Raw genomic sequence first — 24,774 nt, forward strand, 5'->3', positions numbered from 1 at the left:
CCCCCTGCGCAGGTCGAGACCTGCTGGGCTGCGACCTCCCCGACGCGTCCCCTGCCTCTTCGGGGAGGGCTGCAGCGATGCCCATTCTGCACGGCTTCGTCCCCGGAATGTGTCACTATGCTGCCATTGGACAGATGATGACAGGAAAGGCGGGGGCGGGCCTGTGACCAGCGACGACCCCATCGTGGTGAACCGGCTGTTCCACGACCCGGTGGCCCGACTGCACGCCGTCCTTGAGCGGGGCGAGGGGGAGCTCGAGCGCCGGCGGACCGAGCTCGCCGAGGTGCGCCACGCCCTCCTGCAGCTGTCCTCCGAGGCGACCGCGCCCGCCGGCGGCGGCGGCCCGACCCCCGTCTGGGAGCGCGTCGCCGCGGACCTCGCGCCGCCGGTGCTGCGCCAGCTGACCGAGCGCACCACGACCACCATCCGCAGCTGCGTCCTCAGCCTGGACGTCGGCCCCGGCCTCGACGAGGAGAGCGTCCGGCACACCCAGGAGGTCCTGCGTTCGGGGCGGGTGCGCCAGCGCACCATCTACCCGGCGGACGCGATGGTGAGCCCGGAGGGCCGGGCCTGGGTGCAGTCGTGGGCCGAGGCCGGTGAGGAGCAACGGGTCAGCCTGGCGCCGCCGAGCGACTTCGCGGTCTTCGGCGACGAGGCCGTCATGGCCGTGGCGGAGTGGGGCAACCCGGCCGCCGACTACGTGCTCATCCGCGAGCCGATGCTCGTGGCGGCGTTCACGACCCTGTTCGACCGAGCCTTCGAGCGCGCCCTGCCCGTGGCCCGGGACTCCGACGCACCCGGGTCGGACCTGCGGCTGCTGCGGCTGCTCGGCCTCGGCCTCAAGGACGAGTCCATCGCCCGCTACCTCGGCGTCAGCCTCCGGACGGTGCGGCGCAGGGTCGCCGCGCTCATGGAGGTCCACGGTGCCCAGACGCGGTTCCAGCTCGGCCTCGCGGCCGCCCGGGAGGGTCTCGTGGACCCTGTGGGTGGCGACGACCGGTAGCCTTTCGGGGTACCGGGCCCCTGTGCGTCCACGCCAGGGGCCTGTTGCCTGACCGGGTCCGTCACGACGGGCCGCTTGGACGAACCGAGGAAGGGTGTGGGTATGCCGGCGATCGTGCTGGTGGGTGCCCAGTGGGGCGACGAGGGCAAGGGCAAGGCCACCGACCTCATGGGCTCCGACGTCGACTACGTCGTGAAGTTCAACGGCGGCAACAACGCCGGGCACACGATCGTCATCGACAAGGACGGCAAGCGCGAGAAGTTCGCGCTGCACCTCCTGCCCTCGGGCATCCTGACGCCGACGTGCACCCCGGTGATCGGCAACGGCGTCGTCATCGACCTCGCCGTCCTGTTCCAGGAGATCGACGGCCTCGAGGCCCGCGGCGTCGACACCTCCAAGCTCGTCGTCAGCGCCAACGCCCACGTCATCGCGCCGTACAACCGGACCCTCGACAAGGTCACCGAGCGCTTCCTCGGCTCCCGCAAGATCGGCACGACCGGCCGCGGCATCGGCCCGACGTACGCCGACAAGATGGCGCGCAACGGCATCCGCGTGCAGGACCTCTTCGACGAGAAGATCCTGCGCCAGAAGGTCGAGGCGGCCCTCGCGTTCAAGAACCAGGTCCTCGCCAAGATCTACAACCGGCGCGCGGTCGAGGTCGACGAGGTGATGGACGAGCTGCTCGGGTATGCCGAGCGGCTGCGGCCCATGGTCGCCGACACCTCCCTCGTGCTCGAGGAGGCGCTGGCCCGCGGCAGCAACGTCCTGCTCGAGGCGGGTCAGGCGACCCTGCTCGACGTCGACCACGGCACCTACCCGTTCGTGACGTCCTCCAACGCCACCGCCGGCGGCGCGTGCACCGGCTCCGGCATCCCGCCGACCCGCGTCTCGCGCGTCATCGCGATCCTCAAGGCCTACTCCACCCGCGTCGGCGAGGGCCCGTTCCCGACCGAGCTGTTCGACGACAAGGGCGAGTTCCTGCGCAAGACCGGCGCGGAGTACGGCACGACCACCGGCCGACCGCGTCGCTGCGGCTGGGTCGACACCGTGGTCGGCCGCTACGCCACCCGCATCAACGGCGTCACCGACTTCGTCGTCACCAAGCTCGACGTGCTCACCGGCCTGGACACCGTGCCCATCTGTGTGGCGTACGACGTCGACGGCGTCCGGCACGACCAGATGCCGGTCAACCAGACCGACTTCCACCACGCCAAGCCGATCTACGAGGAGCTGCCGGGCTGGTGGGAGGACATCTCCACCTGCCGCACCTTCGAGGAGCTGCCGGCGAACGCGCAGGCGTACGTGCTGCGGCTCGAGGAGCTCATCGGGGCCCGCGTCTCGGCCATCGGCGTCGGCCCCGGCCGCGACGAGATCATCAGCCGCCACCCGCTGCTGGATGCCTGAGGCCGTCGGGCGCTCCCTCTTCTACTCGACCTCGAGCACCGTCATCCGGTGCGCCGCGCGGGTCAGCGCGACGTACAGCACCCGGATGCCGCCCGGCGACTCCCGGGTGATCTCCGCCGGGTCGACGATGACCGTGGCGTCGTACTCCAGGCCCTTGGTCGACATGGGGTCGATGAGCACCACCCGCCCCCCGGCGGCACCGTCCACGCCGGCCAACTTCGCGGCATACCGGCTCGGGGTCACGACCGCGACGGAGCCCTCGACGTCCTCGAGCAGCGCCTCGACGGCGTCCCGGACGGCGACCGCGACGTCGGCGGCGGTGGTGCGGGCCTCGACCGGCTGCACGCCCGTCTCGCGCACCGCCGCCGGGATGTCCGCGTCGGGCACCTCGGCCCGGACCACGCGCGCCGCGTAGTCGAAGATCTCGCGGGCGTTGCGGTAGTTGGTGTCCATGTGGAAGAGGCGGCGCTCCTGGGAGCCGAACGCCTCCTCGCGCGCCCGGGCGGCCTCCTGGGCGTCCGGCCACGACGCCTGTGCGGCGTCGCCGACGACGGTCCACGACGAGTAGCGGCCGCGCCGCCCGAGCATGCGCCACTGCATCGGCGACAGGTCCTGCGCCTCGTCGACGAGGACGTGGGCGTACTCGCCCGGGCCCTCGACGCGCCCGTGCAGCAGCCGCTCGCGCGGGTCGGTGGGGGCGGTCCGCGAGGCCGCGCCGCGGGCGGAGCCGGGGGTCGCGCCGACCTCGGCCACGCCGAACTGCGACACGTCCTCGAGCTCCTCGATCTCGTAGAAGCCGCGCTCCTCCGAGGGCGCGTCCTGCACGGTGCCGAGCCGGGCTGCGAGGTCGTCGACGAGGGCCGCGTCGGCCACCGACCAGGTGCCGGTCTCGAGCGCCTCGCGCATCGACGCGGCGAACAGGTCGGCCTCCTCGGGCGTCAGCACGCCCTGGCCGTGGCGGCGCACCAGCTCGGGGTCGGCCAGCCACAGCAGCACCTCGCGCGGGTCGACCTGCGGCCACCAATGCTCGAGGAACGACTCCACCTCGAGGTGCCCGTCGAACCGGTCCAGGAACTCGGCGCGGTCGCCCTCGCGGACACTGGCCCAGGCCGCCTCGGCGAGCGCGGCCTCGACGGCCTTGGTCGCGAGGTTGCGCTGCCGGTCCCGCAGGACCCGGCTGCGGATGCGGTCGAGGACCGGGGTGTCGACGCGGACGGCGTGCCCGGCGACGAACGCCCGGAACGTCGTCGGTGCGTCGGGGACGCGGCCACCCGCCGCGCGCGCCAGCAGGCGACGGATGCGCAGCGACCCCTTGAGCGCGGCCACCTCCGGGGAGTCGAGCCGGGTGGCGGTGATGCCGTCGACGACGTCGCCGAGGGAGCGCAGGGTCACCGACTCCTCGCCGAGGGACGGGAGCACCCGCTCGATGTATGCCGTGTACGCGGACGAGGGCCCGACGACGAGGATGCCGCCGGACTCGAACCGGCGGCGGTCGGAGTACAGGAGGTAGGCCGCGCGGTGCAGCGCGACGACGGTCTTGCCGGTGCCGGGGCCGCCGGTGATCTCGGTGACGCCGCGGGCGCTGGCGCGGATGGCCTCGTCCTGGTGGCGCTGGATGGTCGCGACGATGTCGCGCATCTGCGCGCCGCGGCTGCGGGTCAGCGCCGCGAGGAGCGCGCCGTCGCCCACGACCACGAGGTCCTCGGGCGCCTCGGCGACCATGAGGTCGTCCTCGACGCCGACGACGTCGGGGCCCTTGCAGCGCAGGACGCGGCGGCGCAGGACGTCCATCGGCTCCACCGGGGTGGCGCGGTAGAAGGCGGCGGCAGCCGGGGCGCGCCAGTCGACGACGAGCGGCTCGTAGTCGTCGTCGCGGACGCCGAGGCGCCCGATGTATCGGACCTCGCGGTCGGGGGGAGCGCCCTCGCGCGACATCGCGTGGTCGAGGTCGAGCCTGCCGAAGACGAGACCCTCGTACTGGGTGTCGAGGGTGGAGCGGCGACGGGCCGCGTTGAACACCAGCGCGTCCCGCTCGAAGAGGCTGGTCAGCTCCTCGTCGCGCACGTCGCCGGTGCGGTCGGTGCGACCGCGGGCAAGTCCGTCGGCCTCGACGAGGCCGGCCCGGGCCTGGGCCTTGGCGAGCTCGGCGTACACGAGGTCCACGTGGGCCTGCTCGACGGCGATCTCACGGGCCACCGCCGCCGTGTCGGCGCGGGTGGTGTGGTCCGAATCGGTCACGAATGGTCTTCCTGTTGTCCCTCCTGCGAACGCACGAGTCTAGCCCGGCGCCGTGCGCACCCGTGCGCCGTCCACGGCATACGGACCGGGGCGCGTGGTGACCACCGGGCGGCCCGGCGCCGCTCCTCGGGAGCGGGCTCAGATGAGGCCGCGGCGGGCGGCCTGCACCCCGGCCTGGAACCGCGTGCCCGCACCGAGCCGGTCCATGAGCGCGCGGACCCGGCGCTCGACTGTGCGCTGGGAGATGCCGGTCTGCCGGGCGATCGTCGCGTCCGTGGCGCCAGCGGCCATCAGCGCGAGGATCGTGCGGTCGCGCCGGTCCCCGCCCTGGGCGGTGCGGTGCAGGGGTGAGCCGCTGTCCCAGAGCTGGTCCGCGAGGGCGATCAGCGCGAGCACCATGGGCCGGGCGCGCACCACGACGGAGCCGAAGCCGGAGGGGTCGAACTCGCTGAGGTCGACCACGGCGGTGTGGTCGTCCACGATGACGGCCGAGAACGGCACCGCGCTGTTGAACCGCGCCCGCTCGCCGCCGCGTTCCCGGGCCTCGAGCACCTCGAGCAGGTTGTCCACCTCCAGCACCGCGGTGTCGTAGACCGTCGTGTAGTCCAGCGTCGTCCCGCCCACGCCCCTGCTGGCCTCCTCGTGGGAGTGGATGGGACTGGCGAAGACGGCCCTGGTGCGGGGCGAGAGGGTGCGGAAGGTGCGGATGCGCTCGCGGCCCGACGCCACCGCCTCGGCCGTCGCGGCGGCGATCTCGTCGAGGGAGTCCAGCAGCCGGATGGCGCCGGCGTCCCGGCCCCGCGACGCGGCGCGGGCCTGGAAGTAGACCTGGGCGAGCTCGTGCGCGGCCGACCGGGCCTCGCGGGCCTGGCGCTCGTAGGCGAGTGCGAGGGCGGGCAGCGAGATGTCCGGGGGCAGGACCTCCACCTGCCCGCCGGGGTGCACCCGCAGCAGGCCACGGTCGGACAGCAGGCGCAGGGCCAGGTCGACGAGCGGGCCCTGCATGCCCTGGGCGAGCAGCAGCGAGCGGCTCGGCTCGGGGTGCTGCACGACGGAGAGGTAGACGCGCGTCACCGTCTGCTCCGCCTCGTCGCTGTCGAGGTCGAGGGCCGCCGCGAGATCGGCCGGTGACGGTCCCGTGCGGGGCGGGTCGTCCGGTGGCAGCGGGTCGGCTCCGGCCATGCGGCACATCGTCACCCGGCTGGCGTCTATCCGTCAATGACGCAAGTCCGCCAGCTTTGGGCTTTACCCGCAGGGCGCCGATGGTCCACTCTTGAGCCAGTCGACACTGTCGACCCACGTGCTCGGTTGCAGGTTCCCCCGCCAGGTGACCGCACGTCGGCTGCGCGGCGTCCCCGGGAGAATGTCCCCCCTGCCTCCCCGGGACGCCGCGCTCTTTCTCGTCCGGGGCCTTCTCCTCACGCCGGCGTCGCTGGCCGACCGCCCGGGGCGGGGGGCTCGGCCCTCTACGCTGAACCCCGTGAAGGTTCTCGTCCTCGGCTCCGGTGCCCGCGAGCACGCCATCGTCAAGGCGCTCGGCGCCGACCCGGCCGTCGACGCCGTCGTCGTCGCGCCCGGCAACCCCGGGATGGACGCGGTGGCGCTGTGCGAGCCGCTGCGCGGCGGGGTGAGCGACCCGGCCTCGGCCGTGGAGGTCGCGCGGCGCCACGCCGTCGACCTCGTGGTCGTCGGACCGGAGGCCCCGCTCGTCGCGGGCGTGGCGGACGTTCTGCGCGAGGCGGGCTTCGCCGTGTTCGGCCCCTCGGCCGCCGCGGCCCGGCTCGAGGGCAGCAAGGCGTTCGCCAAGGACGTCATGGCCGCGGCCGACGTGCCCACCGGGCTGGCGCGGGTGTGCACCACCGTCGACGAGGTCGCCGACGCCCTCGACGCCATGGGCGCGCCGCACGTGGTCAAGGACGACGGGCTGGCCGCCGGCAAGGGGGTCGTCGTCACGCAGGACCGGGAGCAGGCGGTCGAGCACGCGCGGGCCTGCCTCGCCAAGGAGGGTGGCCGGGTCGTCGTCGAGGAGTTCCTGTCCGGGCCCGAGGTGTCGCTGTTCTGCGTCAGCGACGGCCGCACCGTCCTGCCGCTGGCGCCCGCCCAGGACTTCAAGCGGGTCGGCGACGGCGACGAGGGCCCCAACACGGGCGGCATGGGCGCGTACTCGCCGCTGGACTGGGCGCCACCGAGCCTGGCCGACGAGGTCGTCACCCGGATCGCGCAGCCGACGATCGAGGAGATGGCCCGTCGTGGCACCCCGTTCGTGGGCGTCCTGTTCGTCGGCCTCGCGCTGACACCCCGGGGGCCGCGGGTGATCGAGTTCAACGCCCGGTTCGGCGACCCCGAGACCCAGGTCGTCCTGGCCCGGCTCACCACACCGCTCGGGGGTCTCCTGCACGCCGCCGCAACGGGGACGCTGGACGAGGTCGGCGCCCTGTCGTGGTCGAGCGAGCACGCCGTGACCGTCGTCGTCGCCGCGGCCGACTACCCTGCGACGCCGCGGACCGGGGACGCGATCGCCGGCATCGAGGACGTCGACGACGTGCCCACGGCATACGTCCTGCACGCGGGCACCGGGCGCGCGGACGACGGGACGCTCGTCTCGGCCGGCGGCCGGGTCCTGTCCGTCGTCGCGCTCGGCGACAGCCTCAGCCAGGCGCGGTCGCGCGTCTACGAGGCCGTCGAGCGGATCACGCTCGAGGGGTCGCACCACCGCACCGACATCGCGCTCGCGGCCGAGCGCAACGAGCTGCACGTCGGGTAGCGGCCCGCGGGTGCGTAGTGGCGGCTGCAGCCGCGTCGTGGCGGCTGCGCCGACCCAGGTGCCGCCCCGGGCTCACGGCTGGGAGAGCAGCACCGCGACCTCGGGGTAGTGCTCGGGCGGGCCGTAGCCGTGCTCGACCAGCCAGCGCATGTTCCCGAGGCACCGCAGCGACCACCACGCCCGGACGAGGTCCCGGTCGACATCGGTGCCGTAGCCGGCCAGCACGTCGTCGAGGTGCTCCGGGTGCCCGAGCGTGAGCGTGGCGAGGTCGTGGAGCGCGTCGCCCCGCGCGGCCTCCGACCAGTCGAGGATGCCGGTGACCTCGTCGCCGTCGACGAACACGTGGTCGACCTGCAGGTCGCCGTGGACGAAGACGGGGGTCCACGGCCGCAGCGCGGTCTCGGCGAGCCGGCGGTTGCGAAGCACCACGTCGGTCGGCAGGACCGCGTTCGCGATGAGCCAGTCGCACTCCCGGTCCAGCTCCGCCGCGAGGACCTCGGCGTCGCGTCCCGCCCACGGCGGCAGCGGCGCCTCGTGCAGTGCCCGGACGGCGGCACCGGCGGCGGCCCAGGCCGCGGGCGACGCGGGGGAGGGGTCCCCGAGGTGGCCGAGCGCCGCTCCCTCCAGCGCGGCGAGGGCGAGCACGGGCGGGTGGTGCCACAGGACCTCGGGGGTCGGCACGGGAGCCAGCGCCATCGCCTCGACCTCGACGTCCGTGCGGGTCTCGTCGGTGTCGACCTTGAGGAACACGTCCCCCACGCGCAGCGTCGCGCGCTCACTGTGGGCGACGACGACCTCGAGCTCCTCCACGCCCGGCATGATCGTCGCCCCGGGCCGCCCGCGTCTCCGGGTTTTCCGCACGTCCCCCCAGTAGGCCGGTGAACCGGCCGGGCCCGTGAACCGGCCGGGCCCGTGAGCCCGCCCGGCCCGTGAGCCCGCCGAGCCCCGTGAGCCCGCCGGGCCCGTCAGGCCGCCGGGCCGGCGGCCCTCCTCGCGAGGGCGAGCCCGGCGGCGCCGGCGACGACCGACCCGGCCATGATGACGGCGAACAGGCCGCCGCCGAGCTGGTCGGCCCGCCACGCGATGACGGCGCCGGAGGCCGCGAACGCCACGGCCTGGGTGACCGACGGCGCGAGGAACGACGCGGCCGAGTTGCGGCCCTGGTCGGCCTCGGTCGACAGCGTCAGGACGTGGTTGCTGATGGCCGGCGAGGTGATGCCGATCCCGATCCCGGCCACCGCCCACGCGGCGAGGCCGAGCCATGTCGTCACCACCTCGAGCGAGAGGGCCACGGGCCCGAGCAGCCCCAGCGTGAGCAGCCCGAACCCGACGCGCAGCCGCGTGGCCACGGACGTGCGCTCCTGGACGACCCGCAGACCCTGCACCTGGGAGCCCAGCGCCCAGAACAGGCCGGTGATCGTGAGGCTCACTCCGGCCGCTGCCGGGCCGTAGTGGTGCACCTCGGTGAGCATGAGCGGCAGGAGCCCGCCGGTGGTCCCGAACGCCGCCCCGAGGAGCCCCCTCGCGGCCGTGAGGGCGGGTATGCCGGGTGCCCCGGTCAGCGTCCCGGCCGGCAGGATCGCGCGCAGGGACGGCACGAGGGCGGCGACGCCGGCGAGGACGAGCAGCCCGCCCACGGGTCCCTCGAGGCCGCCCCGGGGGAGCAGCGAGCCCCCTGCTGTGAGGGTCGCGAGGCCGGTGGCCGCGAGGACCGCCCACCCCGCAGCGCGCGACCGGGCCGGAGCCCCAGGACCGTCGCTCGACGAGGCGACGGCCGAGGGGGTGTCGGCCGAGGGGGTGTCGGACGGCGGCGGTCCCGACCTCGCCTGCGCGCTCGTCATGGCCGGCCGGAGGAGCGCCGCCACCGGGCCGAGCAGTGCGACGCCGATGAGGAAGACGGCGCGCCAGCCGACGTGCTCGGCGATGAGCCCGGCGACCGACGGCCCCAGCAGCGAGGGCAGCACCCAGGCGGCAGCGAAGGTCGCGAAGACCTTGGGGCGCAGGGACGGCGGCAGCGCCCGCGCCACGAGGACGGTGAGTCCGACGTCGAACAGGCCCTCGGCGAGGCCGCCGAGCAGCCGCCCCCCGACGAAGGCGATCATCGTCGGCGCGAGTCCGCTGATCAGCTGGCCGGCCACGAAGGACGCCATGCCGGCGAGCAGCACGGGCCGGGGGCCGCGCCGGTCGCTCCACAGGCCGGCCACCGTGGTGGCGACGACGAAGGTGACGAGCGGCGCGGCGCTCGCGGCCCCGAAGAGCCACAACCCGTCGAGGTCCCTGGCCACGGTGGGGAGCACGGTGGAGACCGCGCGGTTCTCGAACGCCCCGAGGGTGACCAGCGCGACCGCTCCCGTGGCGAACGGGAGGTGCTCGCGGGCGAGCAGTGAGGGACGGGTCTCGGGGGGTGCGGTGGCCATGCGTGCCAGTCTGGAAGTTGAAGTCCACTTGAAGTCAAGCCGACCGCCGTCGCTCTGGCAGGCTGGTCCAACCGGACCGGGCCCCCACCGCGTCTTCCGCACTCCTGACCCGGCTCTACGGCTCGGACGCGGTCGGCCGCGGCGACGGGGGCGCGCGAGGCACGGGCACCCCGGGCGCGTCCGCCACCGGGACCGCGCCGCGCCGACCCGCGACGGGCTGGGAGGATGTTCTACATGACGTCCTCCCGGCTCGACTCGCCGCCGGCGCTGCCCGGCTACGCCCACGTCTACTCCGGCAAGGTGCGCGACCTGTACGCCCCGCTGGACCCCGCCACCGGCCAGGCACGCGACGACCAGCTGCTGCTGGTCGCCAGCGACCGGCTCTCGGCGTTCGACTTCATCCTCGAGACGCCGGTGCCCGACAAGGGCGCCGTGCTCACGCAGCTGTCGCTGTGGTGGTTCGAGCAGCTCGAGGACCTCGTGCCGAACCACGTCGTCTCGACGGACGTCCCCGCCGAGGTCGTGGGGCGGGCGGTCCTCGTGCGCCGGCTCGAGATGCTGCCGGTCGAGTGCGTGGCGCGCGCCTACCTGACCGGTGGCGGCCTGCGCGAGTACCAGGCGGACGGCCACGTGAGCGGCATCCGGCTGCCCGAGGGCCTCGTGGACGGCTCGCGGCTGCCCGAGCCGGTGTTCACCCCGTCGACGAAGGCGCCGGAGGGCCAGCACGACGAGCCGATGCCGTATGCCGATGTCGAGGCCGCCGTGGGTAAGGACCTCGCTGCGCGGGCGCGCGACCTGACCACGCGGATCCTGGCCCGGGGCAACGAGATCGCCGCGGAGCGCGGCATCCTCATCGCCGACACCAAGGTCGAGTTCGGGCTCGACGGCGGCGAGCTGGTCCTCGCCGACGAGGTGCTCACCCCGGACTCGTCGCGGTTCTGGCCGGCCGACCAGTGGGAGCCGGGCCACCCGCAGCCGTCGTTCGACAAGGAGTTCGTCCGCGAGTGGCTGATGTCTCCGGCCAGCGGCTGGGACAAGGCGTCCGGTGAGGCGCCGCCGCCGCTGCCCCAGGACGTGCTCGAGCGCACGCGTGCCAAGTACGTCGAGGCCTACGAGCGGCTGACCGGACGCACCTTCACCGCCGGCTGACCCCAACCTGGGCCGCCCCGACGGCTCACCCTCCCGTCCCTCTGGCACGAACCTCTGCTAGCAGGGCTTGGTGCACCCAGCGCAGGGTGCACCCTGCGCTGAGCTCACAAACCTGTGCTGAGACGACGAACCTCTGCTAGCAGAGGTTCGTGCGGGTATGCCGGGTGCTGATCCCCGCTCTCCACCCCCGGGTCGCGCCGGTGCCAGCCGTGCGCGGACCCCCGGCGTCGCCCACCGGGCGGACCGCGCGGCATACCTGCTCCGCGGCGCCGATAGACTGGCTCCTGGCATCCTCCCCTCGTCCCAGGAGACACCCGAATGGGCCACGTCGTCATCGACGTCATGTTGAAGCCAGAGATCCTCGACCCCCAGGGCCAGGCCGTCGGCGGGGCGCTGCCCCGGCTCGGCTTCGACCAGTTCACCGACGTGCGGCAGGGCAAGCGCTTCGTGCTCACCGTCGACGGTGACGTGACGGACGAGCACCTCGCCGCCGCGCGGCAGGCAGCCGAGAAGCTGCTGTCCAACCCGGTGATCGAGGACGTCGTCTCGGTCCGTGAGCTGCGCGCCGACGAGGACCCCCACCAGTGAAGGTCGGGGTCGTCACGTTCCCGGGGTCGCTCGACGACCGTGACGCCGCCCGCGCGGTGCGCGCCGTCGGCGGCGAGCCGGTCAGCCTCTGGCACGGCGACGCCGACCTGAGAGGCGTCGACGCCGTCATCCTCCCCGGTGGGTTCTCCTACGGCGACTACCTGCGCTGCGGCGCCATCGCGCGCTTCGCCCCGGTCATGGACCAGCTGGTGCCGGCGGCACAGGGGGGCCTGCCGGTGCTCGGCATCTGCAACGGCTTCCAGGTGCTCACGGAGTCGCACCTGCTGCCCGGCGCGCTGATCCGCAACGACCACCGCAAGTTCAACTGCGTGGACACGACGCTGCGGGTCGAGAACGCCCAGACCTCCTGGACCTCCGACTTCGAGCCGGGCCAGGAGATCACCATCGTCCTCAAGAACGGCGAGGGCGGGTACGTCGCCGACGAGCGCACCCTCGACGAGCTGGAGGGCGAGGGCCGCGTCGTGTTCCGGTACGTCGTGCCCGAGGGTGGCCGCAACCCCAACGGCTCCTACCGCGACATCGCCGGCATCACCAACGAGCGCGGCAACGTCGTCGGCCTCATGCCCCACCCGGAGCACTGCGTCGAGGAGGGCTTCGGCCCGAGCCTCGACGGCCTGCCCTTCTTCACCTCGATCCTCAAGCAGGTTGTGAACTCGTGAGCACCACCACCGGCCGCCCCACCGACCGTCCGGCCGTCGACACCGTCGAGCACGCGGCCCAGACCCCTCAGGTCGAGCAGCCGTGGGCCGAGCTCGGCCTCAAGCCCGACGAGTACGCCAACATCCGCGAGATCGTCGGCCGCCGCCCCACCAGCGCCGAGCTCGCGATGTACTCGGTCATGTGGTCCGAGCACTGCTCGTACAAGTCCTCCAAGGTGCACTTCTCGCTCTGGGGCGAGAACACCACGGACGAGATGCGCGAGAAGCTGCTCGTGGGCATCGGTGAGAACGCCGGCGTCGTCGACATCGGCGATGGCTGGGCGGTGACCTTCAAGGTCGAGTCGCACAACCACCCGTCCTACGTCGAGCCCTACCAGGGCGCCGCGACCGGCGTCGGCGGCATCATCCGCGACATCATGTCGATGGGCGCGCGCCCGATCGCGGTCATGGACCCGCTCCGCTTCGGCAACCTGCACCACCCCGACACCCAGCGCGTGCTGCCCGGCGTCGTCGCCGGGGTCGGCGGCTACGGCAACTGCATCGGCCTGCCCAACATCGGCGGCGAGGTCGTCTTCGACGACTGCTACCAGGGCAACCCGCTCGTCAACGCCCTGTGCGTCGGCGCCATGCGGGTGGAGGACATCCACCTCGCCAAGGCCTCCGGCGTGGGCAACAAGGTCGTCCTGTTCGGCGCCAAGACCGGCGGCGACGGCATCGGCGGCGTCTCGGTGCTCGCGTCGGAGACCTTCGACGAGGGCGGCCCGACCAAGCGCCCCGCCGTGCAGGTCGGTGACCCGTTCGCCGAGAAGGTGCTCATCGAGTGCTGCCTCGACCTCTACAAGGCCGGGGTCGTCGACGGCATCCAGGACCTCGGCGGCGCCGGGCTCTCCTGTGCCACGAGCGAGCTCGCGTCCAACGGCGACGGCGGCATGCAGGTCGAGCTCGACCTCGTCCCGCTGCGCGACGCCAGCCTCCGGCCCGAGGAGATCCTCATGTCGGAGAGCCAGGAGCGGATGATGGCCGTTGTCGAGCCGGGCGCCAAGCTCGACGAGTTCATGGCGATCTGCGAGCGCTGGGACGTCGAGGCCACCGTCATCGGCGAGGTCACCGACGGCGACCACCTCGTCATCACCTGGCACGGCGAGGTCGTCGTCGACGTCCCGCCGCGCTCGGTCGCCCACGAGGGCCCGACGTACCTCCGCCCCCTGGAGCGCCCGGCATACCTCGACGCCTTGCAGGAGAACGGCGCCGGCTCGCTGCCGAAGCCGGCCACGGGTGAGGCCGTCGCCGCGGACCTGCTCACCCTGCTCGCGTCGCCGAACCTGTGCGACAAGTCCTGGGTCACCGACCAGTACGACCGCTACGTCCTCGGCAACACCGCGCTCGCGATGCCCGACGACGCCGGTGTCGTCCGCGTCGACGAGGAGACGGGCCGCGGCGTCGCCGTGTCCACCGACTGCAACGGCCGGTTCGCCAAGCTCGACCCGTATGCCGGGGCGCAGCTGGCGCTCGCGGAGTCATACCGCAACGTGGCGACGGCGGGGGCGACCCCGCTGGCCGTCACCGACTGCCTCAACTTCGGGTCGCCGGAGGACCCGGGCGTGATGTGGCAGTTCCGCGAGGCGGTGAAGGGCATCGCCGAGGGCTGCAAGGCGCTCGGCATCCCGGTCACAGGCGGCAACGTCAGCTTCTACAACCAGACCGGTGACGTCGCGATCCACCCGACCCCCGTCATCGGCGTCCTCGGTGTCATGGACGACGTGGCGCGCCGCACCCCGAGCGGGTGGAAGACACCGGGCCAGGTCATCTACCTGCTCGGCACCACCCGTGACGAGCTCGACGGCGGCGAGTGGGCGCACGTCGTCCACGGCCACCTCGGCGGCCACCCGCCCGTGGTCGACCTCGCGGCGGAGCAGCTGCTCGGCGAGATCCTCGTCAACGCCAGCCGCGACGGGCTCGTCGACGCCGCGCACGACCTCTCCGACGGTGGCCTCGCCATCGCGCTGGCGGAGGCCACCCTGCGCCACGGCGTCGGCGCGCGCATCTGGCTCGAGGAGGTCTGCGAGCGCGACGGGATCGACGCGTTCACGGCCCTCTTCAGCGAGTCGACGGCCCGGGCCGTCGTCGCGGTGCCGCGCTCGGAGGAGGTGCGGTTCACCGACATGTGCACCGCGCGCGGCCAGGTGCACGCCCGGATCGGCGTCGTCGACGACCAGACCGATGGGCTGGACGTTCAAGGACAGTTCAGCCTTTCGTACGAAGCGCTCCGGGATGCGCACACCGGCACCCTCCCCGCTGTCTTCGGTCGCTAACATCCCTCCATCGGGTGGATGTCCCGTGGCGGGGTGATTGTCGCCTCGACGCGCAGGCGTCCGGAGGGAGCGGCGTGAGCACGGCCCAGGACCTGGCGCGGCGCCAGGCGATCGCGGCGTACGACGTCGTCGGGCGCCCGCCCGAGGACGACCTGCAGGGGCTCGTCGAGCTCGCAGCGGCCGTGTGCGACGTGTCCGCCGCCGCCATCAACATCATCGACGACCGCCACCAGCACCAGGTGGCCGCCGTGGGCATGGAGGCCTCGGTCTGCTCGCGCCAGGACTCCATGTGCGCGCAGGTGTTCCAGGGCGGTCAGCGGGTTGTCGTGCCCGACGCGCGCGTGGACGACCGCTTCGCCCGGAACCCCTTCGTCACCGGGCTCATCGGCAAGGTCCGGTTCTACGCCTCGAGCCCGCTCGTCACGCCCAGCGGCATCCCCATCGGCACCCTCTGCGTCTTCGACGACGACGCACGTGACCTGTCGGAGCCGGCCGCGCGCTCCCTGGAGCTGCTCGCCGCCCAGGTCGTCGACGTCCTCGAGCTGCGCCGCACCCACCGCGAGCTCACCCGGTCCAACGAGCAGCTGGCCCGGTTCGCCGGCCAGGTCAGCCACGACCTCGGCAACCCCCTGGCGGCCCTGCGCGGGTTCCTCGAGCTGGCCTCCAGCAGCCCCGAGCTCGCCGACGCGCCGTTCGCGACCATGGCGCTGTCGCGGGCCGAGCTCGCCGCAGACCGGATGAACGCCCTCGTCGTCGACCTGCTCGAGTACGCCCGCGTGGGTGGCAAGGCGCGTCGCACCGCCGTGGACCTCGGCGCTGTCGTGGCGGCGGTCGTGGAGGACCTCGACGCGCAGCTCGCGGAGAGCGGTGCCACGGTGCACGTGGGGGAGCTGCCCGAGGTCACCGGCGACGAGACCCTGCTCCGCGCCCTCCTGCAGAACCTGCTCGCCAACGCCGTGAAGTTCACCGCCGCGTCGGGCGTCGCGCCCGTCGTCTCGGTGGCGTGCGACGAGATCAGCGACGGCTGGCGGGTCGCGGTCGACGACAACGGCCCCGGCGTCGAGCCGCAGGACCGTGAGCGCGTCTTCGGGCTCATGGAGCGGGCCTCGAGCACGGTCGACGGCGTGGGCATCGGGCTCAGCACCTGCCGCCGGATCGTCGAGGCGCACGGCGGCCTCATGGGCATCGACGAGTCGGGCTCCGGTGGCGCGAGCGTCTGGTTCACCCTGCCCGGCTGACCCCGGACGCCGAGCGGCCCGGTCACGCGTCCCCCCCGCGTGACCGGGCCGTTCGTCCCCAGTGGTGTCCCCACCGGAAACACTAGGACGCGGCCCGCGGGTGGTCGATGGGTAGAACTACCCATCGTGCGGCCCAGGCCGCCGGCCCGAGGTCCCGAGGGCGCGACCGGTGCCGGTCGTGGTGCCACCCCGTGCGACGATGCCGGTATGCCGCCGCGTCGCCGAGTCCCCGTGCCTGCCGGCCGGGAGGCCGTCGGGGTCTGGCGCTCGGAGGGCACCTCCACGGCCCGCGCCGACCTCGCGACGGCGGTCCGCTACACGCTCGAGGAGCTCGCCTCGGTCGCTCCCGGTCGCAGCGTCGAGGTTCGCGTGCCGCCGTTCGGGGCGGTGCAGTGCGTCGAGGGCACGACCCACACCCGCGGCACCCCGCCGAACGTCGTCGAGACCGACGCACAGACCTGGCTGGAGGTCGCCACGGGAACTCTCGCCTGGGACGCGGCGTGGGAGTCGGGGCGCCTGCGGGTCAGCGGCCACCGGGCCGACCTCGGCCCGCTCATGCCGCTGGCCTGACGGCTCCGCCCGCAGGGGTTGCGGTCGGGGGCGCCCGCCTCAGGGCTCGATCGCCCGTGGGAGCCGGCGCCGCGGGGCCGGCTCGCTCACTCCCCGGGGTAGGACACCCCCACCTGGCGGCGCACCTCGTCGAGCGTGGACATGATCGCCACGGTCTCGTCCAGGGGCAACAGCGGCGACTCGAGCTCGCCCGCGCCGGTGCGCCGGGCCACCTCGACGGCCTCGTGGTGCAGGCCGACCTGCCGCTCGGGAGAGGTGTACTCGTCGAGGACCTCGTGGTCGGGCGAGGTGAGTCGCACGACCGCGCCGGGCGTGTAGAAGTCGCCGGTGATGTCGATGCGGGCGCGGGTCCCGCAGATGCTGGCGGTGGTCCCTGTCTTGGTGAGCATCGTCGCGAGGACGGAGGCGACGGCGCCGCTCGAGCTCTCGAGGACCACGCCCTCCTGGCCGTCGACGCCGGTGTCGGTCACGGTGCCGTGCGCCGTGACCGACCGGAACTCGCCCCTCGCGCCGAGGGCGAACGACGCGAACGACACCGGGTAGATGCCGAGGTCGAGCAGGGCGCCGCCGGCGAGGGCCGGGTCGGAGAGCCGCTGCGGGCCGTCGGGGAACAGCTTCTGGCCGTGGTCGGCGAAGACGGTGTGCACCTCACCGAGCAGGCCGTCCTCGAGGCACCGGCGGACGACGTCGACGTGCGGCAGGAACCGCGTCCACATCGCCTCCATCGCGAACAGCCGTGCGGCGCGGGCGGCGTCGACGACCTCACGGGCCTCGGCGGCGTTGCGGGTGAAGGCCTTCTCGACCAGGACGGGCCTGCCGGCCCCCAGCGCGAGCAGCGCGTGGTCACGGTGCTCGGAGTGCGGGGACGCGACGTAGACCGCGTCGACGTCGGGGTCGGCCACGAGCTCCTCGTAGGAGCCGTGGGCGGTCGCGACTCCGAACTCACCGGCGAACTCCTGAGCCCGCGCGATGCTGCGCGACCCGACGGCGACGACCCGCTGGCCGGAGCGGGTGTGGACCGCCTCGGTGAAGGCTCGGGCGATGCCGCCCGGGGCGAGGACACCCCACCTCAGGACGGGGGCGTCGTGGGGGTCGGGGGTGCGGGGCGGCGGCAGGGTGAGGTCGGGCACGGGTCCATCCTGCCGGGCGCAGGCCGGTCAGCGCACGCGCCACCGGTCGAGGACCGGCGGCGGGGGCGTCGGCTCGGCGTCCGCGTCGGTGAAGGGCCGGGCGGAACCGAGCGACCCCAGGAGCTCGCGGCCCGTCACGAGGGTCGCCGAGAAGGCTGTCATGTTGACCCGCCGGGGCAGCTGGTCCATCGGCAGGCGGCGCGAGCCCGCCACCAGCACGGTGTTGCCGAAGCGGCGGCCCTTGCGCACCTCCGACGTGGCGATCGCGGCTGTGTGCGGCAGGACGGCGTGGACCGTGGCGTGCAGCCGGGCCAGGTGCCGCCGCGCCGGCTCGTCGGTCGTGTTCATGGCGAGCACGCCCGCGGGCTTCAGCACCCGTCGGACCTCGGTGAACCACTCCGTGCTCACGAGGTCGGCGGGCACGCGGCCCCCGGCATACGCGTCGACGACGACCACGTCGGCACTGGCGTCCGCGAGCGCGGCGAGCCCGCTGCGCCCGTCGACCGGGCGCACCCGGATGCGGTGGCCGCGGGGGAGCGGCAGGGCGGCGCGCACCTGCTCGGTGAGCGCGGCGTCGGGCTCGAGGACGATCTGCGGCGAGCCCGGGCGGGTGTGCGCGACGTACCGCGGCAGGGTCAGCCCGGCGCCACCCACGTGGGTGACGGCGAGCGGCCCCTCGGGCAGCGAGTCGACGACGGCGGCCAGGAACTGGACGTACTCGAAGACGAGCAACCTGGGGTTGTCGAGTTGCACGTAGGACTGAGGGTGCCCGTCGAGCATGACGACGGTGCCCCCGGTGCCGTCGTCGACCAGCTCGAGGTCGCCCGGCACCGTCAGGGCCGCACGAGCGACTTCACCGCGCGACGCTCGTCCATCGCGGCATACGCCTCGGCGACGTCGGACAGCGGCACCGTGAGGTCGAAGACCAGCCCCGGGTTGATCGCACCGGACAGGACGTCGTCCCGCAGCTGCGGCAGGTACTGCCGGACGGGGGCGACGCCACCGGCGATGCCGACGTTGCGGCTGAACAGGTCGCGCACCGGGTACTCGATCCCGTGGGGCACGCCGACGTAGCCCACCGTGGCCCCCGGCCGGGCGACGGCGATCGCGGTCTGCATCGACTCGTCGGTGCCCACGCACTCGAGCACCGCGTCGGCGCCGACGCCGTCGGTCAGCTCGTGCACGGCGGCGACGGCCTCCTCGCCGCGGACCTCCACGACGTCGGTCGCCCCGAACTCGCGGGCGATGGCCTGGCGGGAGGCGTGCCGCGACATCGCGATGACGCGCTCGGCCCCCAGCCGCGCGGCGGACAGCACCCCGCTGAGGCCGACCGCGCCGTCGCCGACCACGACGACGGTGTCTCCCTCCTGCACGCGGGCGGCGACCGCCGCGTGCCAGCCGGTGCCCATGACGTCGCTCAGCGCGAGCAGGCTCGGGACGAGCTCGTCGTCCGGCACCTCGCGGGTGGCCACCAGGGTCCCGTCGGCGAGCGGCACCCGGACGTACTCGCCCTGGCCGCCGTCGACCATGACGCCGTCACGGTCCGGGCCGCCCCAGAAGCCGCCCTGCACGCACGACGTCTGGATGCCGACACGGCAGTGGGGGCAGGTGCCGTCGGAGTACTTGAACGGGGCGATGACGAAGTCGCCGGGGCGCAGGCTGCGCACCTCGGCGCCGACCTCCTCGACGACGCCGACGAACTCGTGGCCGATCCGCGTCGGCTCGGCGACCTCGTTGATGCCGCGGTACGGCCACAGGTCGCTGCCGCAGACGCAGGCCGCGGTGACGCGGACGAGGGCGTCGGTCGGTGCGACGATCGTGGGGTCCGGGACGTCCTCGAGGCGGATGTCGCGGGGGGCGCTGAGAATCGTTGCCTTCACGGCGCAAGCCTGCCACGCGCGCCCGCGGCCGGCTCGAGGTGGTCCCCCGCTCGGGTGCGAGCGCGGCAGGGATGCCGCCGCGGGCGACCGGCGCGACGACGCGGCATACGCTCGGCGCATGCGCTTCGGCATCACGATCCTACCCGAGCACCGGTGGACCGACGCCGCACGGCTGTGGCGCGGCGCCGAGGAGCTCGGCTTCGACCACGCCTGGACCTACGACCACCTGGTGTGGGCGGGGCTGCCGGACTCGCCGTGGTTCGGGGCGCTGCCGACGCTGACCGCGGCGGCCACCGTGACGTCCACGATCCGGCTCGGCACGTTCGTGAGCTCGCCGAACTACCGCCACCCGTACGTCTTCCTGCGCGACCTCCTCGCCCTCGACGACATCTCGGGCGGCCGCCTGCTCTGCGGCCTGGGCACCGGCGGCGACCTCGACGCGCGGATCCTCGGCGAGGACCTGTCGCTCAAGGAGCGCGTGGACCGGTTCCACGAGTTCGTCGAGGCGCTCGACCGGCTGGCGACGCAGGACCACGTCGACCTCGACGGCCGGTTCCACCGGACCGTCGACGCCCGCACGCCGCCGGGGTCGGCCCAGCGGCCCCGGTTCCCGTTCGTGGTCGCGGCGAACGGCCCGCGCGTGCTGCGGCTCGCCGCCCGCCTCGGCCAGGGCTGGGTCACCTACGGCGCCGGCGGCGACACCCTCGAGGAGTGGTGGTCAGGGGTCGCGGGCCTCACCCAGGGGCTCGACGAGGCCGAGGCGCAGGCCGGGCGCGAACGCCCGCTCGACCGGTACCTGTCGCTCGACGGCTCACCGCGGTTCTCGCTCGAGAGCGTGGACCTCTTCGAGGACATGGTCGGCCGGGCGGCGCAGCTCGGCTTCACCGACGTCGTCACCCACTGGCCGCGCCCCGAGGGCGTGTATGCCGGGAGCGAGGCCGTGCTCGAGCAGGCCGCCGCCCAGATGCCGACCCTGCGCTGAGCAGGACCGGTCACCCGGACGGTCGTGGCCGGCGGGTCGCCGGTCAGCTGAACGAGAACAGCGCCAGCGGTGCCGACGTGGGCTCCGGCGAGCCGCCTGCCGGCTCGAGGGTGATCCCGGCACCGGTCGCCGTGGTCGCGTCGCCCTCGAGCATGACCGTCACCGTCGGCGCACTCCCGTGCGGCATGACCAGCGCGCTCTGCATGCCCTTGCCCGGCTGGTCGAACCAGATCTGGAAGTCCTTGCCGGCGGGCGCCGAGGGCATGTTGTCCGCGATGAGCACGGCCTTGCCGAGCGACGGGCTGCGCACGATCGTGGCGCGTGCGCCGTCGATCACCTTGACGAAGCGCTGGGCGTCCTTGGCCTCGAGCACCCGCTCGGTAGCCGTGACAGGGCCGCCACCGCCGGGGCCCGAGTCGGACCAGGGGCTCCACACCAGGCCGCCGATCACCAGCGCGGCAGCCGCGGCGACACCGGCGAGCCAGGTCATCGCGCGCCGCCTCCGCAGCGGCACCACGACCCCACCGGACGAGCCCTCCGTGCTGGTGGCGGTGGTCGGGGGAGCCGTCACCGGGAACGGGACCGGGACGAGGTGCGTCGGCTCCGTGGCCAGGGGCGACGCCGGGCCAGCGGGCGTCGCGTCCTGGGCCGCCGGGACGGCCGGCGCAGCCCCGGGGAGAGGAGCCGCGGACGGTGCGTCGACCGGGGCGGACGCGGGCTCGGGGGCGGGCGCCGAGTGCGGGTCCGCACCCAGCGGCGGGAGCGGGCGCACGGTGGCGATCCGGGCGAGGACGGCGTCGCGCATGCCGGACGGGGGAGCGGTCGCGGCGAGCACGCCCAGCTGGGCGGCCGCCTCGCGCAGCGAGGAGACCTCGGCCCGGCACTCCGGGCACTCGGCCAGGTGGGCCTCGAACGCAGCGCGCTCGGAGTCGTCGACCGCCTCGACGGCGTAGGCGCCCACGAGGCCGTGGATGTCGGCGCTCATGACTGCACCCCCAACGTGTCTCTCAGCCGGATCAGCCCATCGCGGATCCGGGTCTTTGCGGTACCCAGGGGGATGTCCAGGAGAGCGGCCACCTCGGTGTGCGTGTAACCACCGAAGTAGGCCAGCTCGAGCGCTCCCCGCTGGGTCTCGGTGAGCGTCTCCATGGCGTTGCGGACGCGCTGGGCGTCGAGGCTGCGCTCGACGGTCTCGGCGGTCTGGTCGAACTCGCGGTCCTGGTTGCGGGCGCCGTAGACGCCCTCGCGGTCGGTGGCGGCCTGGGCGGAACGCACCCGGTCGACCGCCTTGCGGTGGGCGATGGTGAGCATCCAGCTGATGGCCGAGCCCTGCGCGGGGTCGAACCGGGCGCTGGTCCGCCAGATGTCCAGGAGGGCCTCCTGGGCCACCTCCTCGGACTGGGCGGGGTCGCGCACGACCCGCAGGACCAGGCCGTAGATGCGGGACGACACGAGGTCGTACAGCCGGCTGAACGCGCCCTCGTCACCCAGCGCGCACGCCTTGAGCAGCGCCGCCAGGTCCGGTGGGGCGGCAGCACTTCCCCAGGTCGCTCCGGGACCTGGGGAAGTCGCTGCCATGGGAACCATCATGGCCGAAGTTGCTTACTTCGGAAGAAGAACGCCGTCGATGATGTAGACGGTGGCGTTGGCGGTCTGCACGTTGCCGCACACGATGTTAGCCTCGCCGACCTTGAAGGACTGGCCCGAGCCGGTGACGGTGATCGTCGTGCCGGCCAGCGTCTTGTGGTCGCCGGGGAGCTGGTCCGGGGTGAGCTTGCCCGGGACGACGTGGTTGGTGAGGACCTTGGTGAGCAGGCCCTTCGGGTCCTTCATCGCCGCGTCCATCGTGGCCTTCGGCACGGCCTTGAAGGCGTCGTTGGTCGGGGCGAAGACGGTGATGTCCTTGGCGCTGTTGAGGGTGTCGACCAGGCCGGCCTCCTTGACCGCGCCGACGAGCTGGCTCAGCACCGGGTTGTTGCTGGCGGCCGTGGCGACGGGGTCGGTGGCCATCCCGGCGAACGAGCCCTTGCCGTCCTTCGGGACCGCGCTGCAGGCGGCGCCGAACGGCTGGCCCATCATGTCGGAGGACGACGAGGAGGACGACGACGAGCTGGACGAGCTCGGCATGCTCGAGGACGAGCTGCTCGAGGTGCCGGCGCTCGCGCTGCCGTTCGAGCTGCCACACGCCGCGAGGCCGAGCGGCAGGGCGAGGGCAAGGGCAGCGATGGTGCTGCGACGTGCAGTGCTCATGGTGTGACGCTCCTTGGTAGAGGTTCGAGTTACACCAGCGATTCGGTGCTGCTCGTGAGTCGGATTGGGTTGCGGCAGAAAAGAATTCGCGTATGCCGCGAATGTCCAGCGGCCACCGCTCCTGCACCCGCGCCCGGGCACGCGTCGGCCGCGCACCCTCCCCCTACGGTGGGTGCGCGGCCTCGTCGTCAGGAGACGATGACGACGATCGAGTGGTACCCGGAGGCACCACCGGGGAACGGGTCGGTCCGTCTGTCCGTCTGGACCTCGCCCTTCCCGTTCGTGGCCCGGACCGTCACGTCGTGGCGCCCGCTCGTGGCGTCCCAGACCCAGCTCCACTGCCGCCAGTACGTCGTGCCGCCGTCGGGCCCGAGGGTCGCCTCGTGCCAGGGCCCGTCGTCGATGCGGACCTCGACCTTGCTGATGCCGCCGCCGGCCTGCGCCCAGGCCACGCCCCCGACGGGGATCTTCCCGGGCTTGTAGGTCCCGAGCCCCATGGGCGTGTCGATCCGCGACTGGGTCTTCACCGGGGCATCGGTCACCCAGTCCCGCTCGGTCCAGTAGGCCTTGTCCCTGGCGTACGTCGTCGCGGTCAGCTTGCTCAGCCACTTGGTCGCGCCGACGAAACCGTAGAGGCCGGGGGTGACGAGCCGGGCGGGAAAGCCGTGGCGCGCCGGCAGCGGCTGCCCGTCCATGGCGATGGCGATGAGGGCGTCGCGGTCGTCGGTGAGCGCCTCCACCGGGGTGGAGATCGTCATGCCGTCGACGGACTCGCTGAAGATCTGGTCGACGCCCGACTGGATCCCGGCCCGCTCGAGCACGTCCCGCACCCGCACGCCGAGCCAGCGCGTCGAGGAGATGTACGGCCCTCCGACGTCGTTGCTGACGCAGTTCAGGGTGATGTCCTTCTCGATCACCTCCAGGGTCAGCAGGTCCTTGAACGACATCGAGAACGGCCGGTCGACCATGCCGTCGACCTCCAGCTTCCAGGTGTCGACGTCGACGCGGGGGATGACCAGTGCCGTGTCGACCCGGTAGAAGTCCGCCGTCGGGGTCCGGAACGGGCTGACCCCCTTGACTATGCCCTCGATCCCGGTGGGCAGCGGCGGGAGCGTTCGGGCCGGGGTCGGGAGGGTCACGTCGGCGGGGGTCGAGGCGCCGCCGCCGAGCTTCTGGCTCAGGGCGCCGACGGCCACGGCGCCGACGGTGACCCCTGCCGCCCCGAGCAGGAAGCTGCGGCGGGCGGGGGCGCCGGGCGTGCCCGGTGCGTACGACGTGTGGTCCAGCGGCGACTCCGGTGCCTGGCCGCGCGAGGTGGCCCAGCCCCGGTCCGGCACCGTCGCGGCAGCACGCTCGGGCCGCTGGCCGGCCCCGAGGGCGGCGAGCTGGGCCGAGTCCTCGACGCGCCCGGCGAGCAGCCGCAGGCCGGACAGGACCGCCACGCCCACCGTGCCCGCGGCGACGGCCGGGACGATGTCCTGCGGCAAGGAGGCGGGCCGGAGCAGCGCCGCGATCCCGGCCAGGGCGGCGAGGGCGACGAGCAGGGCGTTGGCGAGGGGGTGGCGGTTGCGCGCCAGCAGCCCGATGCCTGCGGAGGCGAGGGCGGTCACCACGGCGACGGTGGTGAGCAGCACGGGCTTGTCGTTGGTGCCCAGGGTCTGCACCGCCCACTCCTTGACGGGGGTGGGCGTGGCGTCCACCACCGTGGACCCGATGGCCAGCACCGGCGAGGCCGCCGGGTTCACGAACGCCGCCACGAGGTGGCCCACGGCCATGCCGGCGGCAGCGGCGAGCAGGCCGCTGACGGCATACCTCAGGCGGGTGGTCCTCGTGGAGGTGCTCATGACCTCCATTCGTACTCGCCGCGGGTTGCGGATGGGTCACGCCCGCATCGGTGGGCTCCGCGGACGGCAGGTACCGTGGAGGGGTGAGCCGCACCCGTCGCTACCCCAACTTCGTCGCGTTCATCGCCACCGGCGTCATCGTGGGCTTCGTCGTCGGGTCCGCGTTCGCCTACCTCAACCCCGAGAACACGACGCAGTACGGGCAGTCCTACAGCTCGGGCAGCGCCGTGATGTTCCTCGGGCTGGTGGGGGCCTTCGTCTTCGGCCTGCTCGCCGCCGTCGTCGCAGTGCTGCTCGACCGGCGCGACTGACCGGCCGTCCGGCG

General features: G+C 73.7%; 22 protein-coding genes. 11 read left to right on the forward strand and 11 right to left on the reverse strand.

From position 1 onward, the window contains the following. Positions 1–163: 163 nt before the first annotated feature. Positions 164–1,003 (forward strand): hypothetical protein, encoded by an 840-nt coding sequence (locus ACFUC1_RS09905; RefSeq protein ID WP_379119166.1) that lies wholly within the window; start codon positions 164–166, stop codon positions 1,001–1,003. A gap of 102 nt (positions 1,004–1,105) precedes the next feature. After that, a complete protein-coding gene (locus tag ACFUC1_RS09910) occupies positions 1,106–2,407 on the forward strand; it encodes an adenylosuccinate synthase (RefSeq protein WP_379119168.1) in 1,302 nt (433 codons plus the stop codon). Between the two features lie 21 nt (positions 2,408–2,428). Here the strand turns inward: ACFUC1_RS09910 and ACFUC1_RS09915 are convergent, their stop codons facing one another. Both ACFUC1_RS09915 and ACFUC1_RS09920 read right to left on the reverse strand, forming a co-directional pair. Then, entirely contained in the window at positions 2,429–4,645 is a 2,217-nt protein-coding gene (locus ACFUC1_RS09915) for a HelD family protein (protein WP_379119170.1), read from the reverse strand. Between the two features lie 138 nt (positions 4,646–4,783). Beyond that, a complete protein-coding gene (locus ACFUC1_RS09920; RefSeq protein WP_379119171.1) occupies positions 4,784–5,827 on the reverse strand; it encodes a response regulator transcription factor in 1,044 nt (347 codons plus the stop codon). A gap of 298 nt (positions 5,828–6,125) precedes the next feature. Here ACFUC1_RS09920 and purD point away from each other — a divergent pair, with 298 nt between their 5' ends. Next, on the forward strand, positions 6,126–7,409 hold the full coding sequence (gene purD / locus ACFUC1_RS09925; protein ID WP_379119173.1) for a phosphoribosylamine--glycine ligase: 1,284 nt from the start codon (positions 6,126–6,128) through the stop codon (positions 7,407–7,409). A gap of 72 nt (positions 7,410–7,481) precedes the next feature. Here purD and ACFUC1_RS09930 read toward each other — a convergent pair whose 3' ends face one another. After that, positions 7,482–8,228 (reverse strand): phosphotransferase, encoded by a 747-nt coding sequence (locus ACFUC1_RS09930; protein ID WP_379119174.1) that lies wholly within the window; start codon positions 8,226–8,228, stop codon positions 7,482–7,484. A gap of 146 nt (positions 8,229–8,374) precedes the next feature. Then, positions 8,375–9,826: an MFS transporter gene (locus tag ACFUC1_RS09935; RefSeq protein WP_379119176.1), complete on the reverse strand. Its 1,452-nt coding sequence runs from the start codon at positions 9,824–9,826 to the stop codon at positions 8,375–8,377. Between the two features lie 234 nt (positions 9,827–10,060). On the opposite strand from ACFUC1_RS09935, the gene ACFUC1_RS09940 reads away from it, so the two are divergent. From ACFUC1_RS09940 to ACFUC1_RS09965, 6 genes are all read left to right on the forward strand, one after another. Then, positions 10,061–10,975, forward strand: coding sequence for a phosphoribosylaminoimidazolesuccinocarboxamide synthase (locus ACFUC1_RS09940; RefSeq protein ID WP_379119178.1), 915 nt, complete (start codon positions 10,061–10,063; stop codon positions 10,973–10,975). Positions 10,976–11,293: 318 nt separating this feature from the next. Continuing rightward, a complete protein-coding gene (gene purS / locus ACFUC1_RS09945; RefSeq protein ID WP_379119180.1) occupies positions 11,294–11,563 on the forward strand; it encodes a phosphoribosylformylglycinamidine synthase subunit PurS in 270 nt (89 codons plus the stop codon). Further along, positions 11,560–12,243 carry a phosphoribosylformylglycinamidine synthase subunit PurQ gene (purQ, locus tag ACFUC1_RS09950; RefSeq protein WP_379119183.1) on the forward strand — a complete coding sequence of 228 codons (684 nt, stop codon included), beginning with the start codon at positions 11,560–11,562 and terminating at the stop codon, positions 12,241–12,243. Before purS ends, purQ begins: the two co-directional genes overlap by 4 nt. Then, positions 12,240–14,555 carry a phosphoribosylformylglycinamidine synthase subunit PurL gene (gene purL, locus ACFUC1_RS09955; RefSeq protein ID WP_379119185.1) on the forward strand — a complete coding sequence of 772 codons (2,316 nt, stop codon included), beginning with the start codon at positions 12,240–12,242 and terminating at the stop codon, positions 14,553–14,555. Before purQ ends, purL begins: the two co-directional genes overlap by 4 nt. A gap of 74 nt (positions 14,556–14,629) precedes the next feature. Then, positions 14,630–15,793 (forward strand): ATP-binding protein, encoded by a 1,164-nt coding sequence (locus tag ACFUC1_RS09960; protein WP_379119186.1) that lies wholly within the window; start codon positions 14,630–14,632, stop codon positions 15,791–15,793. Positions 15,794–16,000: 207 nt separating this feature from the next. Further along, positions 16,001–16,363 carry a sterol carrier family protein gene (locus tag ACFUC1_RS09965; protein WP_379119187.1) on the forward strand — a complete coding sequence of 121 codons (363 nt, stop codon included), beginning with the start codon at positions 16,001–16,003 and terminating at the stop codon, positions 16,361–16,363. A gap of 86 nt (positions 16,364–16,449) precedes the next feature. Here ACFUC1_RS09965 and ACFUC1_RS09970 read toward each other — a convergent pair whose 3' ends face one another. The 3 genes from ACFUC1_RS09970 to ACFUC1_RS09980 are packed head-to-tail and all read right to left on the reverse strand — an operon-like array spanning position 16,450 to position 19,373. Then, a complete protein-coding gene (locus tag ACFUC1_RS09970) occupies positions 16,450–17,493 on the reverse strand; it encodes a Gfo/Idh/MocA family protein (RefSeq protein ID WP_379119189.1) in 1,044 nt (347 codons plus the stop codon). Positions 17,494–17,520: 27 nt separating this feature from the next. Beyond that, the gene (locus ACFUC1_RS09975; protein ID WP_379119190.1) at positions 17,521–18,324 is read right to left on the reverse strand and encodes a spermidine synthase; all 804 of its coding nucleotides are present in this window, start codon (positions 18,322–18,324) and stop codon (positions 17,521–17,523) included. 2 nt (positions 18,325–18,326) lie between these two features. Then, complete coding sequence (locus tag ACFUC1_RS09980) at positions 18,327–19,373, reverse strand: zinc-dependent alcohol dehydrogenase family protein (protein WP_379119192.1); 1,047 nt, start codon at positions 19,371–19,373, stop codon at positions 18,327–18,329. A 118-nt stretch (positions 19,374–19,491) separates the two neighbouring features. Here ACFUC1_RS09980 and ACFUC1_RS09985 point away from each other — a divergent pair, with 118 nt between their 5' ends. Further along, on the forward strand, positions 19,492–20,355 hold the full coding sequence (locus ACFUC1_RS09985) for an LLM class flavin-dependent oxidoreductase (protein WP_379119194.1): 864 nt from the start codon (positions 19,492–19,494) through the stop codon (positions 20,353–20,355). Between the two features lie 43 nt (positions 20,356–20,398). Here the strand turns inward: ACFUC1_RS09985 and ACFUC1_RS09990 are convergent, their stop codons facing one another. From ACFUC1_RS09990 to ACFUC1_RS10005, 4 genes are all read right to left on the reverse strand, one after another. Continuing rightward, positions 20,399–21,340, reverse strand: a complete 942-nt coding sequence (locus ACFUC1_RS09990) for an anti-sigma factor domain-containing protein (RefSeq protein ID WP_379119196.1) — start codon at positions 21,338–21,340, stop codon at positions 20,399–20,401. Then, positions 21,337–21,933: an ECF RNA polymerase sigma factor SigK gene (sigK, locus tag ACFUC1_RS09995; RefSeq protein ID WP_379119198.1), complete on the reverse strand. Its 597-nt coding sequence runs from the start codon at positions 21,931–21,933 to the stop codon at positions 21,337–21,339. Before sigK ends, ACFUC1_RS09990 begins: the two co-directional genes overlap by 4 nt. 24 nt (positions 21,934–21,957) lie before the next feature. Then, entirely contained in the window at positions 21,958–22,605 is a 648-nt protein-coding gene (locus ACFUC1_RS10000) for a fasciclin domain-containing protein (protein WP_379119200.1), read from the reverse strand. Between the two features lie 188 nt (positions 22,606–22,793). Then, the gene (locus ACFUC1_RS10005) at positions 22,794–24,449 is read right to left on the reverse strand and encodes a molybdopterin-dependent oxidoreductase (RefSeq protein WP_379119202.1); all 1,656 of its coding nucleotides are present in this window, start codon (positions 24,447–24,449) and stop codon (positions 22,794–22,796) included. 83 nt (positions 24,450–24,532) lie between these two features. Here ACFUC1_RS10005 and ACFUC1_RS10010 point away from each other — a divergent pair, with 83 nt between their 5' ends. Continuing rightward, positions 24,533–24,760: a hypothetical protein gene (locus ACFUC1_RS10010; RefSeq protein WP_379119204.1), complete on the forward strand. Its 228-nt coding sequence runs from the start codon at positions 24,533–24,535 to the stop codon at positions 24,758–24,760. Positions 24,761–24,774: the final 14 nt, after the last annotated feature.

The sequence above is a fragment of the Pedococcus sp. NPDC057267 genome, assembly GCF_042668795.1.
GTDB lineage: Bacteria > Actinomycetota > Actinomycetes > Actinomycetales > Dermatophilaceae > Pedococcus.